This is a genomic window from Sorangium sp. So ce1504, from assembly GCF_051521635.1.
GTDB classification, from domain to species: domain Bacteria; phylum Myxococcota_A; class Polyangia; order Polyangiales; family Polyangiaceae; genus Sorangium; species Sorangium cellulosum_B.
In genome coordinates this window covers 10,723,709-10,742,402 of the sequence record NZ_CP150365.1, presented here as the reverse complement: position 1 = coordinate 10,742,402, position 18,694 = coordinate 10,723,709, and the positions used below count along the sequence as shown (strand labels likewise).

At 67.5% G+C, this 18,694-nt stretch carries 5 protein-coding genes; 4 read left to right on the top strand and 1 reads right to left on the bottom strand.

Features of this window, described 5'->3' with window-relative positions; all coding sequences use genetic code 11:
- Positions 1-278: 278 nt before the first annotated feature.
- Positions 279-416 (bottom strand): hypothetical protein, encoded by a 138-nt coding sequence (locus tag WMF39_RS40415; protein ID WP_437741772.1) that lies wholly within the window; start codon positions 414-416, stop codon positions 279-281.
- 639 nt (positions 417-1,055) lie between these two features.
- On the opposite strand from WMF39_RS40415, the gene WMF39_RS40410 reads away from it, so the two are divergent.
- The 4 genes from WMF39_RS40410 (at position 1,056) to WMF39_RS40395 (ending at position 18,664) form a co-directional block, all read left to right on the top strand.
- Complete coding sequence (locus WMF39_RS40410; protein ID WP_437741771.1) at positions 1,056-10,034, top strand: neuraminidase-like domain-containing protein; 8,979 nt, start codon at positions 1,056-1,058, stop codon at positions 10,032-10,034.
- A 39-nt stretch (positions 10,035-10,073) separates the two neighbouring features.
- Positions 10,074-10,622 (top strand): hypothetical protein, encoded by a 549-nt coding sequence (locus WMF39_RS40405; protein ID WP_437741770.1) that lies wholly within the window; start codon positions 10,074-10,076, stop codon positions 10,620-10,622.
- 192 nt (positions 10,623-10,814) lie between these two features.
- Positions 10,815-18,113, top strand: a complete 7,299-nt coding sequence (locus WMF39_RS40400) for a SpvB/TcaC N-terminal domain-containing protein (RefSeq protein WP_437741769.1) — start codon at positions 10,815-10,817, stop codon at positions 18,111-18,113.
- Positions 18,110-18,664 carry a hypothetical protein gene (locus WMF39_RS40395; RefSeq protein WP_437741768.1) on the top strand — a complete coding sequence of 185 codons (555 nt, stop codon included), beginning with the start codon at positions 18,110-18,112 and terminating at the stop codon, positions 18,662-18,664. Before WMF39_RS40400 ends, WMF39_RS40395 begins: the two co-directional genes overlap by 4 nt.
- The last annotated feature ends 30 nt before the right edge of the window (positions 18,665-18,694 follow it).

Below are 18,694 nucleotides of genomic sequence, written 5' to 3'. Positions count from 1 at the left end.
GTCGTGCCGGGCTCTACTAGTTCCGCGGATCAGAAATCCCGCCCGGGAGATCTGCATCGCGAACGGAGAGAGAGTTCAACGCAAAGGGGCCAAGAGCGCAAAGACGCAAAAATGCACGACAATTGTTCATTCGTTTGCGCCTTCGCGCCTTTGCGTTGAACTCTCTCTCCGGATCCCTGGCCGAACTTCTGGCGGGCGGAACTAGGAACCTATCGCGGGCACGCAACCAGGGTCGAGTTCGGACTGGCACCCTGGTGCGGCGGAGCGGACGACGGCAATCATCTCAACAGCTTCACGGGACACGGGCGGCTGGACAGGCCGCCGATCGACTCGTCTCGCTTGATCTCCAGTTCGAACTGCCAGCACACCCGGTACGAGTCGAGCACCTGATCGGTCGCGAGTCGGCTCCTTGCCACTGTCGCTGTGGCGGTCCGATCTGCCCGCGCTCGGTCGCCAGCTCTTCCCAGCCAGGCGGGAAGTGCGCTTTGGGGTCATCTCGTGACCAAGAGATGATGATGCGCGCGGAGGATGTCGCCGGACTGTGACCGGGGACGATTTGACGCTCTGCGTGAGGACGCTGCGTGACGGCGCGTCACGCGTGTGGGGGCGTCAAACGGCCTTCCGCCACCGTGCGTGAGCTCATGGCCGCAGCCGTGCGGCCGTGCTCGGCCGGCGACAGCAAACAACACATGATCGTCGACACGCGTCACGCGTGGACATACCCCGGGACCCTCGAATGGCGGGGACGCATTTGAGATTTTCAACGAGACGCGCCGTGGTAGTTCAAAGCACGTCCAGCAGACGCGTCGGCGGTCGGCCGCTGACGCGCGCCAGGTCGAAGAGGGAATCGACAGCAAACAACTGATGTCTCGCGGAACCGCGAGAGCGTGGTCGCGCTGAGCGATTGGCGCGCGAATCGTCGCGCCGATCGCTCAGCAGCGGCCCTCCTCGTCATCTCCTCCGCTGTCGACCGACGGCGACGAGGCGCACCGACCGCGGCGGCTGAACGCTGCGCCAACTGGTGGTTCTTGACCATGGAATCGAAGGGAGCTCGCATGAACAAGTATAAACTCTCCGGTCGGGTCGTCCGAGCCAAGACCGAAAGAGGTGTCGAGAATGTGCGTGTCGAGGCGTGGGACAGCGCGGAGGTCACCACGGATCTCGTCGCCGTCGCCGTGACCAATCTGAACGGCGATTTCGAGATATCGCTCGACCAGGCCGCCGTGGATCGTCATTTCCAGGGGCGGAAGCCGCTGATCGCGCTCCGCGTGTTCTCGGCCGGGGCCGCGGAGTACGTCACGCGCTACACGCAATGGAAGGTGTCGCCGACGCCTGCGACCGTGCGGATCGAGGTGGACCTCGCGTTGACCTCGACCAAGCGCGCTCCAGCCCAATCGGTCGTGCGCGGCGATGTGCGGACCGAGCAAGGCACGGTAGTCGCGAACGCGATGGTGCGCGCCTACGACGTGAAGCTGACGTCAGAGACCGAGCTCGGTTCGTCGACGACCGACGCGTCGGGTCATTACAAGATCTCGTACTCGAGCATCCTGGCATCCGGCAAGCAACGGCCGGATCTCCGGGTGATCGTCTACAACGGGTCGAACCAGGAACTGGGCCGCTCTGCGCTCGTCGTCCGGGCCTCGTCGACAGCGGTCGTCGACCTGATCACCAGCCAGAACCAGGAAGTCCGTGGCCTCTCGGAGCTGCAGCAGCTCAAGTCCCGCACCGCGGCCCATATGCAGGGGGTGGTCCTCGGAGCCCTCCAGAGCGAGCAGGTCGATTTCGTCGCGAAGGCGACCGAGGTGGAGCGCGGGCAGGTCGAGGCGCTCGTCGCGGCCGACTCCCTCCTGACGTCCGTCGGCGTCGGCGGGGCCGCCGATTCTTTTTACCCCTTCGTCCGCATGGGCTTGCCGACCACCCAGCGCGGGCTCCTTTCGTACCCCAAAGCCACGCTGCGCCGCGTGCTCGACGAGGCGAAGGAGGCGAAGATCGTGGGCCACGAGGTCAGTGACGGCATCGTCGATCTCCTTACCCAGGCCGCCGTCGACCTCGCCATGGAGGCGCCCGCGGGGACGACCTGCAGCCTCGGTCAGCTCCTCGATCTCGAGCTGGGCGGGCTCTTCACGCAGGACTTCATCGCCGAGTACATGGCGTTCGATGGCACGCCGGAGGCCTTCTGGACCCACCTGGCGTCCCTGCCCGACTACCAGGGCGAGGCCTCGCTCCGTATCCCGCGGCTCAAGCTCCTGCTGCAGCTGGGCGCGCTCACGCGCTATCACTTCCCGCTCATCGAAGAGCTGTGGGATCGCTGGCAGAATTCCCAGTTCCAGGGCCTCAAGGACCTCGCGGCCTACAGCGAGGCTGACTGGATCGCGACCCTCGCCGTCCAGCGCAACGGCTCGCCCATCAACTACCCGAGCGACACGCCCGGAGCGACGGTGACCGAGAGGCGCGCGACCTACGCCAAGGTCATCCGGCACGCCCTGGAGGTGGCGTTCCCGTCGAAGGCGGTCGCGTCCGCGATCTCCGTGGTCGGCGGGAGCGAGCTGCCCACGTTCTTCAACAACAACCCTTCGTTCAAGCTCGGCAAGACGCGCGCCGGCCACTACGTCGCGTTGAACCCGGCGGCGTTCGCGGGGCTCTCCAACCCCGCGACCGCGCAGCGCGACCTCAAGGCGGTCGAGCGGCTGTACAAGCTCACACCCAAGTACGAGGAGGCGAAGGTGCTCCTCGACGCCGGGCTCAAGTCGGCGCGGGAGGTCGCCCGCCGCGGCCGGCTCCGGTTCGGCGCCGAGTTCGGCGCTGCCCTCGGAGGTGCCCATATCGCGGACGACATCTACGACAAGGCGGTCGCCATTTCCGAACATGCGTTCGCGCTGTCGCTCAAGTTCGGCGCGGCTTATAACCAGACGTCGGCCTACGTCCTGTCCGATCCCACGCGCCGCGCGAGCCAGGCGGCGTCAGACTTCGCGACGTACGAGGAGCTCTTCGGCTCGACCGACGCGTGCGCGTGTGCGCACTGCGCCTCGGTCTACGGCCCGGCGGCGTACCTCGTCGACCTGCTCCGCTTCCTCGATCGTTACTACTCCACGCTCACGAAGAGCGGCAGCACCAAGTGGACCGCGAAGGAGCTGCTCCTCGGCAGCGCGCCGGGCTCGACGCCGGCGCTCGCCGGGCGGCGCCCGGACATCGGCCGGATCGACCTCACCTGCGAGAACGCCGACACGCCGCTGCCGTACGTCGACCTGGTGAACGAAATCCTCGTCCACGCCTTCGTGGGCGAGACCAAGGCGCAGAACGAGGCCCTGCCCGTCTTCCCGGAGCACATCGCGACCGTCGGCACCGCCGAGGTGCTCGCGGCCATGCCGAACCCGCCGAGCGGCGAGGAGGACTGGCACGAGACGGCTTACGAGCGCCTGGCGGAAACCGACTTCCCCTTCAGCTTGCCGTATCACCACCGGCAGCACGAGGCGCGCGTCTATCTCGAGCACCTCGGCGTGCCCCTGCACACGTTCCTGTCCGAGCTGAGGGCGAGCTGGTCCAGCCCGGACTCCATGTATCCCGAGGACCCGGCCGCCCATCGGCTCGGGCTTTCTCCGCGCGAGCGCGATCTGATCCGGGGCACCCCGATCTCGGGTGCGAGCCTCGCGAGCGCCTGGGGCGTCAGCTGGATCCCCGGCGGGCTGCTCGACGTGCGGGAGTTCCTTAAGCGTTCGGGGCTGTCCTACGACGAGCTGCGCGATCTGCTCGAGACCTCCGTGCTCCATCGCTTCGGGTCGCCGACGATCGAGCCCGCGGGGAGCTGCAAGATCGAGGAGCAGAGCCTCGTCCTGAGCGGCGACCTGAGCGAGCTGAGCTTTCTGCACCGCTTCCTGCGGCTCCGGCTGCGCCTCGGCTGGTCGATCCGCGAGCTCGATCAGGTGCTGGCCGCGTGTGCGCCCAGCGGCACCGACCTCCTGAACGGCCGCGCGCTGCGCGTGATCGCGGTGATCCAGGCGCTGCGCGCCGAGCGGGGGATCTCGCTGCCGATCGCGGTGCTCGCGAGCTGGTTCGGGCTGCTCGACACCCAGCGCCGCGACGCCGGAGCGACGCCCTCGTTCTACGAGCAGCTCTTCCAGCACAGGGCCGTGACCAACCCGGTCGACGCGGCGCTCGCGCTGCCGGGGGTCGCCAGCCTCTCGACCGCCACCCTGCTCGACGACCACACGCCCGCGATCCTCGCCGGCCTGCGCATCAGCCGGGAGGAGCTGTCGCTGCTCACCGAGAACTCCGGGCTCGGGCTGGCCCCGCTCGTCCCGGCGGACACCGCCGATCTCGCGCCGGTGACGCTCGCGAAGCTCCACCGCATCGTCACCTTTGCGCGGGCGTTGCGGCTGTCGTTGCCCGATTTCCACGTGCTCTACAACCTGAGCAAGTACAGGCCGTTTGAGGCCGACAGCCCAGAGCATACGCTGCGCTTTTTGGACACGGTCGATCGCGTCAGGCGTTCGGGGCTGTCGCCTGCCGACCTGGATGTCGTTTTCCGGGGCACGTCGTCTCCGCGCGCACGGATCGCCGTGACGGACGAGGCCGTGAGCCCCGTGCTCGACCAGATGTTCGGCTCGCTGCTGGCGCTGCGCGGCAAGAACGGCGCCCCGGACAGCGAGGCCGAGGCGGCCCTCATCGAGGACACGCTCGGCACGGCGCTGAAGCTGAACGCGCGGTCGACGCACCTGCTCGTCGCAGACATCCTCACGACGGGCGAGCCCGGCGTGTCGCTCGGCAGCGCGTTCTCGCTGAGCACCTCGCCGCCGCCGTCGCTCGACACCGTCAGCCGCGCCGCGCAGCTCGCCGCCTACCGGCACCTGGCCAAGGCCGCGGCCGTCGTGCAGCAGCTCGGGTTGAGCGCCGACGAGATCGAGCGGATGTTCGTCTTGGACGAGGTCGACGGCGCCACGGTGGCCCTCGATCTCGACGCCTTGCCGCGCGTCGAGATCGACGTCACCGACACCGGTTCGCCGCTGCTCGAGGCGTGGGAGAAGCTCGTGGATTTCGTCGAGCTCCGTTCCCAGCTCGTCGGACCGAACCCGTCGCTGGTGAGCCTGTTCGTGGGCGGCACCCCCTTCGAGCTGGCCATCGCGGCGCTGGCCGCCGCCACGGGCTGGCCCGCGGCGGACGTCGAGCATCTGCTCCTCGCCCGCGGCTATGCGTCGAGCAACCCGCTCAACCCGAGCAACGCCGCGGAGCAGGTCTCGGTCCTCGGGCTCGTGCGCCGCGCGATCGTGGTGCTGAAGCGGCTCGGCATTTCGGCCGAGCAGGCGTTCGCGTGGGAGAACGCGATACAGTCGGACGGCGCCGGGCCCGCCGAGAGCATCATCCGGGCCGCAAAGGCGAAGTACTCCGATGCCGAGTGGGCGCGGGTGGCGCCGCCGCTGCGCGACGTGCTGCGCGAGCGGCTCCGGTCGACGCTGGTGGCGTACCTCGTGGCGAAGCGGGGATACGAGGACAGCGACGAACTGTTCGCCAAACTGCTCGTGGACGTCGAGACGAGCCCCGCGGTGATCACCTCGCGCCTGAAGCAGGCCATCGGCTCGGTGCAGACGTTCGTGCAGCGCGCGTTCTTGAACCTGGAGAAGGGCGACGACCTGACGCTCCCGGAGGAGGCGGCGCGCGAGTGGGCGTGGCGCAAGAGCTACCGTGTCTGGGAGGCGAGCCGCAAGGTCCTGCTCCAGCCGGAAATGTACCTCGACCCGTCGCTGCGCGACGACAAGTCGCCGTTCTTCAAGGATCTGGAGGCCGAGCTCCGGCAGAAGGACATCACCGACGACGCCGCGGAGCACGCGTTCGAGCGGTACCTGGACAGGCTCGATGAGGTCGCGAACCTCGAGATCGCGAGCGTGTTCCACCAGAAGGAGGAAGGCGACGACACGCACCTTCCGATCGACGTGCTCCACGTCGTCGGCCGCACCGCGGTCCAGCCGTACAAGTACTTCTACCGCACGCGGGTGGACGGGCTGTCCTGGACTCCCTGGGAGCCCATCGATCTCGACATCGAGGGGGACAGGGTCCTGCTCGCCGTGGTGGATCGTCGGCCACACCTGTACTGGCCGATCATCGAGGAGCGCGCCGAGCCAGAGCAGCCGATTCCGGACGACACGCGCGAGGTGGGCGAAACGGCGGTGACGAGCCATTACATCCGCCTCGCATGGAGCCAGCGCCGCAACGGCGCGTGGAGTGCGCGCCATATGAGCGGCGGCTCGGAGCTGACGCTGGCGTCGGGATCGAATACCGATCGTCTCTCGCTGCTCGTGCAGCGCGAGGAGGAGCAGGATCCGCCCGCGATCGCGGCGATGCTTATCGACAGCTCCGGCGGCGATCGCCTCGGGCACTTCGCGCAGAACGCGTGCGGTGCGCTGGAGGGCACCCCATTCGTCTCCAACTATCCGTACTACATGGATTTCGGTCAGGCAATGCCCCGCAGGACCCGCTGGCGGGGGCAGCACTTGGTGTCGAACAACGCGACCGAGCTGGTCGTTCCGATCAAGATCAACGGCTTCCGGAAGTGGATCCCGCTGCTCGGCAGCGTCACCCCGTTCCGCGTGCTCGTTCCGCGCGAGATCGACAGTGGGCAATTCAAAGACACCGCCTCGGCCGGCGTGTCGTTCTTCTTCAAGGACGCGAAGTCGACGTTCTTCGCCGAGCTCGTCCTGACCGAGTACACCGTGTGGCATGATGTGCCGCAGCCCGGGATGACGGCGTACGGCGACATCGGCAGGACCCTCGGCGTGTTCGCCATGCGCGCGGGGTCGACGGCGGCCGATTGGGCGCAGAGGGCGCCCGAGGTGACGAGCATCGCGAACGTCTACGAAGACGCGAAGCGATACCGCTTCATCTCCTTCTACCACCCCTACGCCTGCCTGTTCCGGAAGGAGCTGCAGCGCTCGGGCGTGGACGGGCTGCTCAAGTGGTCGCTCCACCCGACCGAGCCGATCCAGCGCAGCTCCAGCGACGACTTCGAGGAGACGTACGACCCCGATCCCGCCAACGTGCTCACGCCGTATCCGAAGGAGGAGGTCGACTTCTCGTTCCAGGGCGCTTACTCGAGCTACAACTGGGAGCTGTTCTTCCACGCGCCGTTCCTGATCGCCCTCCGGCTGATGCAGAGCGGCCGGCACGCCGAGGCGCAGCGCTGGTTCCACTTCATCTTCGACCCGACAACGGGTGATCCGGCCCCGTCGCCCGAGCGCTTCTGGAACGTACGGCCGTTCCGCGAAAACAAGGATCTCGCCTCGATCGAGGACGAGGTCCGGGATCAGTCGCCCTCGCAGCAGACCCCGATAGCCAGGCTGCTGGCCTCGCTCCTGACGAACCAAGAGGACGAGCGGGAGAAGCTCGATTTCGCGGCGCAGATCGAGGCATGGCGGAAGGACCCGTTCAATCCGCACATCGTCGCGCGGATGCGGCCGATTGCCTATCAGAAGGCAGTGGTGATGAAATACGTCGAGAACCTGATCGCGTGGGGCGATCAGCTGTTCCGGCGCGAGACCATCGAGTCGATCAACGAGGCGACGCAGCTGTACGTCCTCGCCGGCAACCTCCTCGGCCGGCGCCCGGTGCGCATCGAGCGGCAGGACGCGGTGACGCCGCGGAACTACTGGCAGCTCGAGGCGCTCGGGCTGGGCGATCTCTCCGACCCGGTGATCGCGTCGCGGTCACGCGTCGAGGCCGAGAGCCTCGTGGGCGACCCGCTGAGGGAAATGCTGCTCCGCACGTTCTCCGCGCCGGCGATTGACCTCGGAGAGCTCTACTTCTGCGTGCCCCGTGACGAGGCGCTCTCGGGGCTGTGGGACATGGTCGCCGATCGGCTCTTCAAGATCCGACACTCGATGAGCATCGAGGGGGCGGTCCGGACGCTGCCCCTGTTCGAGCCGCCCATCGATCCGATGCTGCTCGTGCAGGCCAGGGCGCTCGGCGTGGATCTCGCGACGGTGCTCAACGAGGCGAGCTCCCCGCAGCTCCCCTACCGCTTCCAGGTGCTGCACGCGAAGGCGATGGAGCTCTCCGGCGCGGTGGCCGGGCTCGGCGCCGCGCTGCTCGCAGCGATGGAGAAGAAGGACGGCGAGGCGATCGCGCGGCTCCGCTCGGGCCACGAGGTCGAGCTGCTCGCGGCGGTGCGCGAGATCAAGGCGCAGCAGGTCAAGGAGGCGCAGGCGACCGTCGCCTCGCTGGAGCGGTCGCACGAGGCGACGCGGCTCCGCCGCGACCACTACGCGAGCCTGCCGCGGATCAGCGCGGCGGAGCAAGGCGCGCTGGCCATGGGCGTCGCGGGCATGGAGCTCGGGCTCGTGGCGCAGGGGATCGCCCTCGTCGCCTCCAGCGTCGAGGCCGTCCCGCCGACGACGTTCGGCGCCGCGGGCAGCTTCGGGAGCCCGGTGGCCATGACCTCGGTCGGTGGGCACGCGTCGGGCGCGCCGATCGAGGCGGCCTCGCAGGCGCTCTCGATGGCCGCCGGGGCGCTGCGCGAGGGCGCGTCGATCGCGTCGACGCTCGCGGGATACGAGCGGCGCGCCGAGGAGTGGGCGCTGCAAGAGCGGCTCGCGGCCAAGGAGATGCAGGGGCTGGAGAAGCAGATCGTCGCCGCGAAGATCCGCGCCGCGGTGGTCGAGGTGGAGCTCAGGAACCACGATCGGCAGACCGAGCAGGCGCGCGAGGTGCTCGAGTTCCTCCAGGGCAGGAAGCGCACGACCGAGGAGCTGTACGACTGGATGGTGGCGGAGCTGTCGACCGTCCACTACCAGACGTACACGCTGGCCTTCGACATGGCCAGGCGCGCGGAGCGGGCGCTCCGGTTCGAGCTCGGCACGGGTGACGGCACGCACGCCATTGTGCGCTTCGGCGCCTGGGACAGCCTGAAGCAGGGCCTGCTCGCCGGAGAGCGGCTCCAGCACGATCTCCGCCGCCTGGAGGTCGCGTTCCTGGAGCAGACGCCGAGAGAGGCGGAGCTCGTCAAGCACGTCTCGCTCGCCGAGGTCGCGCCCGAGCAGCTCATGCAGCTCCGGGAGACCGGTACCTGCGACGTGGAGTTGAAGGAGGAGCTGTTCGATCTCGATTACCCGGGTCACTACTTCCGTCGCATCAAGTCGGTCGCCATCACGATCCCGACCGTGACCGGCCCGTACGCGGGCGTCAGCTGCACGCTCACGCTGAGCAACACGAAGGTGCGCAGTAACGCGCAGGTGAGCGGCTCCTATGCGGACCCGACGAACTTCCGGACGGATCTCGTGCCGGTCACCAAGGTGATCGCGACGAGCGGAGGGGCCAACGACGCAGGCCTGTTCGAGCCGAACCTGCGCGACGAGCGGTATCTCCCGTTCGAGGGCGCGGGCGTGCTCGGCACCTACAAGATCGAGCTCCCTGCGGCGAACAACCGCTTCGACATCGGGGCGTTGAGCGACGTGATCCTGCACATCCGGTACACGGCGCGCTCGAGCAGCACCCTCGCGGGCGTGGCGAGGATCCATTACGGCGCCAGCGCCAACGTGCCGGTGAGGCGCCGGCTCTTCAGCCTGCGGTCCGAGCTGCCGGCCGAGTGGGCCCGCTTCATGGCGCCTTCGGACTCGAGCGCGGAGCAGGAGCTCTCGATCCCGCTCACGCGGGAGATGTTTCCCTACGCGCCGGCGGACCGGAAGATCGCGCTGACGAAGGTCACGTTCTACGCGCGGTGGAACGGCGAGGTGGCCTATACGAGCGCCCTTGCGCTCGACATCGGGGTGGCGCCGCCAGGCGCCGCGGCGACCCTGGTCGGGCTCCCGGGTTATCCCGACAACAGCGCGCGAAACACGGGCAAGAGCGAAAGCATGAGCCCGTCCGGCGACCCGTGGGATCTCGGCACCTGGACGCTCACCGCGAGCAGCAACGAAGTCGACGACATCGCGAGCGCGCTCAGGACGACGACGACCCCGACGCCGCCGACGACGATCCACCGGCTCAACCACACGCTCCAGGATATCTACCTGCTCTGCGAGTACAGCCTGTTGTCGGCACAGCCATCGTAGAGGACGGACTGAACATCGTTCACCAAGGAGTCAGCACTTATGTCGGACAACATTACGCTTCCTGAGGGCGCGGGCACGATCCTCGCCACCGACGAGATCCTCGGCGTGCACGTCCTGCGCGCCAAGCTGCAGACAGGCGCGGACGGCACCGCCGTCGACGTCTCACAGACCGACCCGCTTCCGGTGAGCCTGGTCGGGTCGCTCCCGGCCGGCACCAACACGATCGGCGCGGTGAACGTGAAGCCGGCCACCTCCGGCGGGCTCTCCATCTACCGCAACACCGGACTGAGCACCACGGGGCAGAACGTGAAGGGCTCCGCCGGCCAGGTGTTCGGCTGGCACCTGGCCAACTGGAGCTCGACCGACGCGTTCGTGAAGCTCTATAACACGGCCGGGGCCCCGACGGTCGGCACGACCACGCCTGCCTTGACGCTCATGGTGCCGGCCGGGCAGGTGGTCTCGGCCGAGCACACGAACGGCATCGCGTTCACGACCGGCATCGGTATCGGCGCGACCGCCACCCCGGCAGACAACAACACCTCTCAGCCCGGGCCGAACACGATCGTCGTGAACGTGTTGTACAAGTAGCGCTGCCCGCAGAGGGGACGAGCCCTCGTCCCGGGGGGACCGGGCGACGAGGACAGGGTCGTGGAGAGTTCGAACCGTCCGTGAGCGGCGCTGGCCCGGCGCCGCTCACGGACTCGGCGGCCGACGCCGTCGCGCCGGAGCGAGTCGCTCCGGGCGCGCGGGCCGCCCATTGCCTTGGAAAGAGGGAGACGGATGAACGCTCGTGAGCCCAAGAAGGAAACCACCGCTGCGCAGGCAGCATCACCGGCCGCGCCGGACGGCGGAGCCCGCGGCAAGAGCCGAGATCCAGCGTCCCTCGCCCGAGAGGGGTCTGGTAAAAACACCGAGGCTCCGAAGGGCCTCCCCGGCGCGCCCAAGGCGCCGGAGCTGCCCGCGCCCGCGCTGCCGAAGGGCGGCGGCGCGATCCGCGGGGTGGATGAGAAATTCTCCGCGAACCCGGTGACGGGCACAGGCTCGTTCTCGATCCCGCTGCCGTTGAGCCCCGGCCGCGCGGGGTTCGGGCCAGCACTGGCGGTGACGTACGACTCCGGGGCTGGCAATGGCCCGTTCGGCGCCGGCTGGCAGCTGTCGATCCCGCGCATCACGCGAAAGACCGACAAGGGCCTTCCCCGTTACGACGACGCGCACGAGAGCGATGTGTTCGTCCTGTCCGGCGCGGAGGATCTGGTGCCGGCCAGGTCGCTCGACGGCGCGGAGCTCGACCGGTACGAGACGGAGAGCGAGCGCGTCATCCGCTATCGTCCCCGCGTCGAGGGCGCGTTCGCGCGGATCGAGCGCCGCGAGGTCAAGGCGAGCGGGAACGTGTACTGGACGGCGACGACGCCCGACAACATAACGAGCGTCTACGGGCGGAGCGAGCCCGCGCGGATCGCCGACCCGGCGAGGCCTGCGCGCATCTTCTCATGGCTGCTGGAGGAGACGCGGGACGACAAGGGTAATGTCGTCGTCTACGACTACAAGGCGGAGGACCTGACCGGCGTGGCGCGCGACGAGGCGGCGGAGAGCCACCGCCACGCGGGCCGCGCGGCCGTCGCGAACCGCTATCTCAAGCGCGTCCGTTACGGGAACACCGTGCCGGGCGACGCGGAGAGCAGCTTGTTCGAGGTCGTCTTCGATTACGGCGAGCACGATGCCGCGGAACCCACGCCTGTGGGGAGCGCCCCGTGGCCAGTCCGCCAGGACCCGTTCTCGGCATACCGCGCCGGCTTCGAGATCCGCACGTACCGGCTCTGCCGTCGCGTGCTGATGTTTCACCATATATCCGAGCTCGGCGAGACGCCGTGTCTCGTGCGGTCGCTCGACCTCACGTATGCGGAGAACGCTTACCTGACGCGGCTCGCCACCGCGACGCAGGCGGGATATGTCCGCGATCCGCAGACCCAGGCGTACAGCCGCGAGGCGCTCCCGTCCATCGCGCTGACGTACAACGAGCCGGTGATTCACCGCGAGGTGAAGTCGCTCGACCCCGAGAGTCTGCGCGACCTGCCCGGCGGCACGATGGGGTCTGGGCGGCGGTGGGTCGATCTCGACGGCGAGGGGCTGCCCGGTCTGCTGATCGAGGAGGGCGAGGCGCTGTATTACAAGCAGAACCTCGGCGGGGGCCTCTTGTCCCCGGCGCGGCCGCTGCCGTCGCGGCCGGCGGTCCTGAACGGCGGGCAGCTGCTCGACGTCGACGGGGACGGGCGCAAGGAGATGGTGGTGTTCGAGTGGCCGGCGGCGGGCTACTTCGACCGCACCGACGCGGGCTGGGCGCCGTTCCGCCCGTTCGCGTCGCAGCCGAACGTCGACTGGAGCGACCCGAACCTCCGCCTCATCGACCTCAACGGCGACGGGCACGAGGACATCCTGATCACGGGGCCCGACACGTTCACGTGGTATCCGTCGCTCGCCAAGGGCGGCTTCGACCGGCCGATCACGATCGCGCGTCCGAGCGACGAGGAGCGCGGGCCGTCGCTCGTCTTCGCCGACGCCGCACAGAGCATCTTCCTGGCCGACATGAGCGGCGACGGGCTGGTGGACCTCGTGCGGATCCGGAACGGCAACGTGTGTTACTGGCCCAACCTCGGCCATTGCCGCTTCGGCGCCAAGGTGCAGATGGGCGGCAGCATGCGGTTCGATCACGAGGGCCGCTTCGATCCGAAGCGCATCCGCCTCGCCGATGTGGACGGCTCGGGGACGACCGACATCCTTTACCTGCACCCGGACGGCGTGCGCTTCTATGCGAACAATGCCGGCAACACGCTGGCTGCGCCGGTGATCCTGCCGCCGCTGCCCGACGTGAGCGAGCTCGCGGCGGTCGACGTGATCGATTTGCTCGGCTCCGGGACGGGGTGCCTCGTGTGGGCCTCGTCGCTGCCCGGGGCGCGCCCCGCGGTGCGCTACATCGATCTGCTCGGGAGCAAGAAACCGCATCTGTTGACGTCGGTCGCCAACAACCTCGGCAGAACCACGACGGTGACGTATGCCCCGTCGACGAAGTTCTACCTCGCCGACCGGGCGGCGGGCCGCCCGTGGGTGACGAAGCTCCCGTTCGTGGTGCACGTCATCGAGCACGTGGAGGTGTTCGATGCCGTCTCGCGGCATCGCTTCGTGACGACGTATGCTTACCACCACGGCGACTACGACGGGGTGGAGCGGGAGATGCGCGGCTTCGGCATGGTGGAGCAGCGGGACACCGAGTCGTTCTCGGCGTTCAGCGGCACCGGCTTCGCGCCGCCCGCGGCCAACGCCGATCCCGAGCTGCACCTGCCGCCGGTGCTCACGAAGACGTGGTTCCATACCGGCGCCTGGATCGAGGGGGCGAGGATCTCGGCGCAGTACGAGAGCGAGTATTACGCCGGCGACGCGGGCGCGGTCCGTCTGGCGGATACGGTGCTTTCCGAGGAGCTGCGCGCCGTCGAGATGCGCGAGGCGTGCCGGGCGCTCAAGGGGCGACCCCTCCGCCAGGAGGTCTATGCGCTCGACGGGTCGGCGGAGGAGCCGCGTCCGTACGTCGTCAAGGAGCACAGCTACGCGATGCGGCGTCTCCAGCCCGCGGTGGGCGGTGCGCACGCCGTGTTCTTCGCCCATGCGCGCGAGGCGCTGGAGTACCATTACGAGCGCAGCGAGAGCGATCCGAGGGTCGCGCACGCGCTCACGCTGGAGGTCGACGATTACGGCGCGGTCAAGCGGACGGCGCAGATCGGGTATCGCCGACGGGCGGCGGGGACGGCGTTCCCCGAGCAGGGGCAGGGGAAGGCGACGCTGACGGAGAATGATGTGGAGCACCTGATCCCGGACGAGGAGGGTGCTTATCGGATCGGGGTCCCGACCGCGACCCGGACCTACGAGCTGCACGGCCTGCCGCTCGGCTCGGAGGGGGTGCTCGGGTTCCAAGCGGTCCTCGACGCGGCGGATGGCGCGACGCACCTCGATTACGACGGCACGCCGAGCGGGTCGTTCCAGAAGCGCCTGTTGCAGCACGCGCGCACGAGGTACTGGAGCGACGATGTCACGGCGCCGCTGCCGTTCGGCGAGGTCGGCAGCAGGGCGCTGCCATATGAGACCTTTGCCAAGATCCTCACCCCTTCGCTGATCACGTCCGTGTTCGGCTCTCGCGTCACGAGCGGCATGCTCGAAGAGGGAGGCTATCTCCAGCTCTCGGGTGATGCGGACTACTGGGTGCCCTCGGGGCGGGCGGTGCCTTCGGCGGCTCACTTCTACTTGCCGACGACGTTCGTCGATCCGTTCGGCAATGCGTCGCAGGTCGTTTATGACGCGTATCGCCTGCTCGTGACCCAGGTGACGGATCCGCTGAGCAATGTCGTGGAAGCCGTCCCCGACTACCGCGTCCTCGCCCCGCGGCAGCTCACGGACGCAAACGGCAACGTGAGCGAGGTGCGCTTCGACGCGCTGGGGAGGGTCACGCTGCTGGCGGTGATGGGCAAGCCGGGGGCTGGCCAGGGCGACACGCCCGCCGACCCGACTGCCACGTTCGCGTATGACCTGGAGCGATTCCAGCTCACCGGCAAACCGAACATGGTGCACGCCCGCGCCCGTGAGCAGCACGGACCGGGCAACCCGCGCTGGCTGGACACGTACATCTACTCGGACGGCTCGGGCAACGAGGTGCTGCGCAAGGTGAAGGCGGAGCCGGGGCTCGCGCCCGAGCGCGACGCGAACGGCGCGCTGGTGCATGACGCGCAGGGCGACCTGGTCTTTTCGCACGCGACGCCGCGCTGGGTCGGCACCGGGCGAACGGTGCTCGACAACAAGGGAAATCCGGTCAAGCAGTACGAGCCGTTCTTCAGCGCGACGAACGAGTACGAGGACGAAGCGGAGCTCGTGGAGTGGGGGGTCACGCCGATCCTGCGGTACGATCCGCTCGGCCGGCTCATCCGGACCGACCTGCCCAATGGCACGTTCTCCAGGGTGGTGTTCGATGCGTGGAAGCAGACGTCGTACGATCCGAACGACACGGTGCTGGAGAGCTCATGGTACGCGGCGCGGCAGGCGCTGCCGACGGGCGATCCGGAGCGCCGCGCGGCGGATCTGGCCGCGGCGCACGCGGGCACGCCGGCGGTGAGCCAGCTGGACGCGCTGGGGCGGGTGTTCCGCGCGGTGGCGAACAACGGGGCCGAGGGGGAGTACATCACCCAGACGACGCTCGATATCGAGGGGCAGCCGCTCGCGATCACCGACGCGCGCGACAACGAGGCGATGCAGCATCGCTTCGGGCTGGGCGGGCAGCTGCTCTATCAGAAGAGCAACGACAGCGGCGAGCGGTGGATGCTGGCGGGCGCGACAGGACAGCGGCTGCGGGCCTGGAACGGGCGTGGGTTCGTCTACCGCTCGTCGTATGATGGGCTGCGCCGGCCGACGCACGAGCACGTGCAGCTGGGCTCGGGCAGCGAGCGGCTGGCGCGCCGTTACGTCTACGGCGAAGCGCATCCGCAGGCGATTGCGCTAAACCTGCGCGGGCGGGCGTACCAGGTGTATGATGGCGCGGGCGTGGTGACGAGCCAGGCGTACGACTTCAAGGGCAACCTGCTGCAGGCTTCGCGCCGGCTGCGCAGCGATGTGCACGCGGACGCCGACTGGTCGGTGCTGTCGGCGCTGACGGATGTGGCTGCCATCGCGACGGCGGCTGACCCGCTGCTGGAGACCGAGAGCTTCGGCACGCAGACGGCGTACGATGCGCTGAACCGCCCAACCAGCCTGACCGCCCCGGATGGCCTGACCGCCTCGGATGCGAGCGAGGTCAAGCCGACGTACAACGAGGCGGGGCTGCTGGAGCGGGTGGAGGCGCGGATTCGAGGCGCGGTGGCGTGGACGACGTTCGTTGAGAACATCGACTACGACGCGAAGGGCCAGCGAGAGCGGATCGACTACGGCAACGGCACGTTCACGGTGTACACGTACGATCCGCTGACCTTCCGGCTCGCGCGCCTGAAGACGACGCGGAGCTCGGACAGCGCGGTGCTGCAGAACCTCACGTATGTGTACGACCCGGTCGGGAACATCGTGGAGATCGGGGACAGCGCGCAGCAGACGGTGTTCTTCAACAACGCGGTTGTATCGCCGAGCGCGCAGTACGTGTACGACGCGGTCTACCGGCTGATCGAGGCGACGGGGCGGGAGCATGCGGGCGGGCTGTCGGACGCACCGCGCGACCAGAACGACCTTCCGATCCAGTCGCTACCGCACGCGAACGACGCGCAGGCGCTGAGGAACTATACGGAGCAATACGTCTACGATGCGGTGGGCAACCTGCGGAGGATGGTGCACCAGGCGGGCACGGGAAGCTGGACGCGGTGGTATGCGTACGAGGAGACGGCGAACAACCGGCTGACGAGCACGACCGGGGACCCGGCGAACGGGCCGTTCCGCAACTATGCGTATGACGCGCACGGCAACATGACGTCGATGCCGCACATCATGGCGCTGACCTGGGACGAGAACGACCAGGTGCGGAGCGCGGACCTCGACGGCGGCGGCGATGTCTATTACGACTACGATGCTGCGGGGCAGCGCGTGCGCAAGGTGTGGGAGCACAACGGGCTCGTGGACGAGCGCATTTACCTCGGCGGCTACGAGGTGTACCGCAGGCGCAACAGCTCCGGGCTGGTGCTGGAGCGGCAGACGCTGCACGTGATGGATGGCGCGCGGCGGGTGGCGATGGTGGAGACCAAGACGGTCGACACCTCGGGGCCGTTCACGGTGACGCCGCGGATGCGCTATCAGCTGGACAACCACCTCGGGTCGGCGTCGCTGGAGGTCGACGGGGCGGGACTCGTGATCGGCTACGAGGAGTATCACCCGTATGGGACGACGGCGTACTGGTCGACCAGCAGCGCGGTGGAGGTGAGCCGGAAGCGGTATCGCTACACGGGCAAGGAGAAGGACGAGGAGACGGGGCTCTATTACCACGGGGCGCGGTACTACGCGCCGTGGCTCGGGAGGTGGACGAGCGCGGATCCGGCGGGGGTGGTGGATGGCCCGAATCTATACGCGTACGTGATAGGGAATCCCGTTCGGTTGCATGATCCCGGTGGCCAGGAGAGCGCGACCGACAGGCAGATCGGTCAGATGACTGACGTACAGTTGCATCGGCATCTTAAAGCTCTCACCGAAGAAGGGCGCGCGGAGTTTCGTGCGTCGGCCACAGGAAAGTTCAATGAACGAGTCGTGGCTTCGTTGTCGCGGGGCAAGCTCGAAGCCATCCGCACTGGCGTCACTACAGTGGAGCATGTGCGGCCCGAACCTAAGGAGGCGACGCCATCGACGTACTCGGCGCCCGGTCGCATACATTCTCCGGACGCGACCTTTGAGGCGCATGGGACGAGTAGCGGCAACGGGGCCGATCGAATGCCCGACCCGGTGACAAAGGCCGTCTACGAGTACCTAACGGAGGAGAATCCGACCGCAGGAGCGGTCGTGGAGGGAATTCAGTCGGTTGGTGGCCTCGCACTGCTCACCATGGACGTTCGCGCACTCCTGAGCGGTAGATCTCCTGGTCAGCGACTCAGCTTAAGAGGTGCTGGAGAAGGCGCAGCGAATGGAGGAGGAACTGCCGCTGGAGCGCTGTCAACGTCAGGTCCTCGCTTGCTACCTCCGCCGCGACCGCTCGCCATGGGGGAAGGTGATGTCATAAGTCACTTCACCGATGCCAAGGGCGTTGAAGGAGTCACGGGTATAGTAGGCAATCGTCTCAGTGTGGGACAGCAGGTAATTGTCAGAGAATTGCGGTTTGGAGTAGGATCGAACGAGTTTCTGGCGGGAGAAAAAGGAAGGATCTTCGTCACCAAGCTCGGGGACGAAGCGACCGTGGGGGAGCTCAACCAGATCGGTGTTTTTGGTGAGAAGCAGTCCTTCGTGGTACAGTTTTCTGGTGAGGCCGCATTCACGCAGGGGGCTCGGGTCACTCCTGAGCTTGCCGCAAGAAACATTTACAGTATTCCCGGTAATTCTACTCTGAAAGAGTATGATTTTATCATCAAGAGGTTGCGATGAACTGCGGTATAGATCTGAATACTCCTCTGAGTAAGGTTGTTAGCGAGCGCATCGATGAGCAGATAGATGCGCTCGGTGCGTTGGCTGTGGGCTTGGATGACGCCGGTAGGCTCATTGTCGAAGGATTCGTGCGCAGTTCCAACCGTTTCTTGATTGCAGAGAGGTTGGTGCGCTTTGGTCATATTGTTGTTGGGCCGCTGCAGGAGGTCGTGGAATCTGCCACGTGCAAGGAGGTGCGCGTGCTGGGATCCGTTGTGCTGCTTAATCTGAAGGTGTACTCGGTGGTGCCGTATTTGCTTGATGTGATTCGTGATGATGATGATTATCTGAGTCTTGTTGCCAGCAATCTTGCTGCCGCCGGCGTCGTGCAGGCTGGTGATCTTATGGTGGAGCGACTTCGGACGCTGACGGAGGCCAGGAAATACGAGATCGTTGGCCTGTTGACGGCACTTGAGAAGCTGGGAGTTCCCTTGCCCGATGACGTTCGTGAGCGTTTTAGCGCACCTGATACGCCTTTTGAAATACGTCTGTCGTTGCCAGCAAAGCGATGAGCTTGCGACCCGTCGATGTTGGTAGCTGGT

Bases quoted from the DNA above. Each gene is read 5' to 3' on its own strand.
- WMF39_RS40410 (WP_437741771.1), top strand. From the start codon at position 1,056: ATGAACAAGTATAAACTCTCCGGTCGGGTCGTCCGAGCCAAGACCGAA.
- WMF39_RS40405 (WP_437741770.1), top strand. From the start codon at position 10,074: ATGTCGGACAACATTACGCTTCCTGAGGGCGCGGGCACGATCCTCGCC.
- WMF39_RS40400 (WP_437741769.1), top strand. From the start codon at position 10,815: ATGAACGCTCGTGAGCCCAAGAAGGAAACCACCGCTGCGCAGGCAGCA.
- WMF39_RS40395 (WP_437741768.1), top strand. From the start codon at position 18,110: ATGAACTGCGGTATAGATCTGAATACTCCTCTGAGTAAGGTTGTTAGC.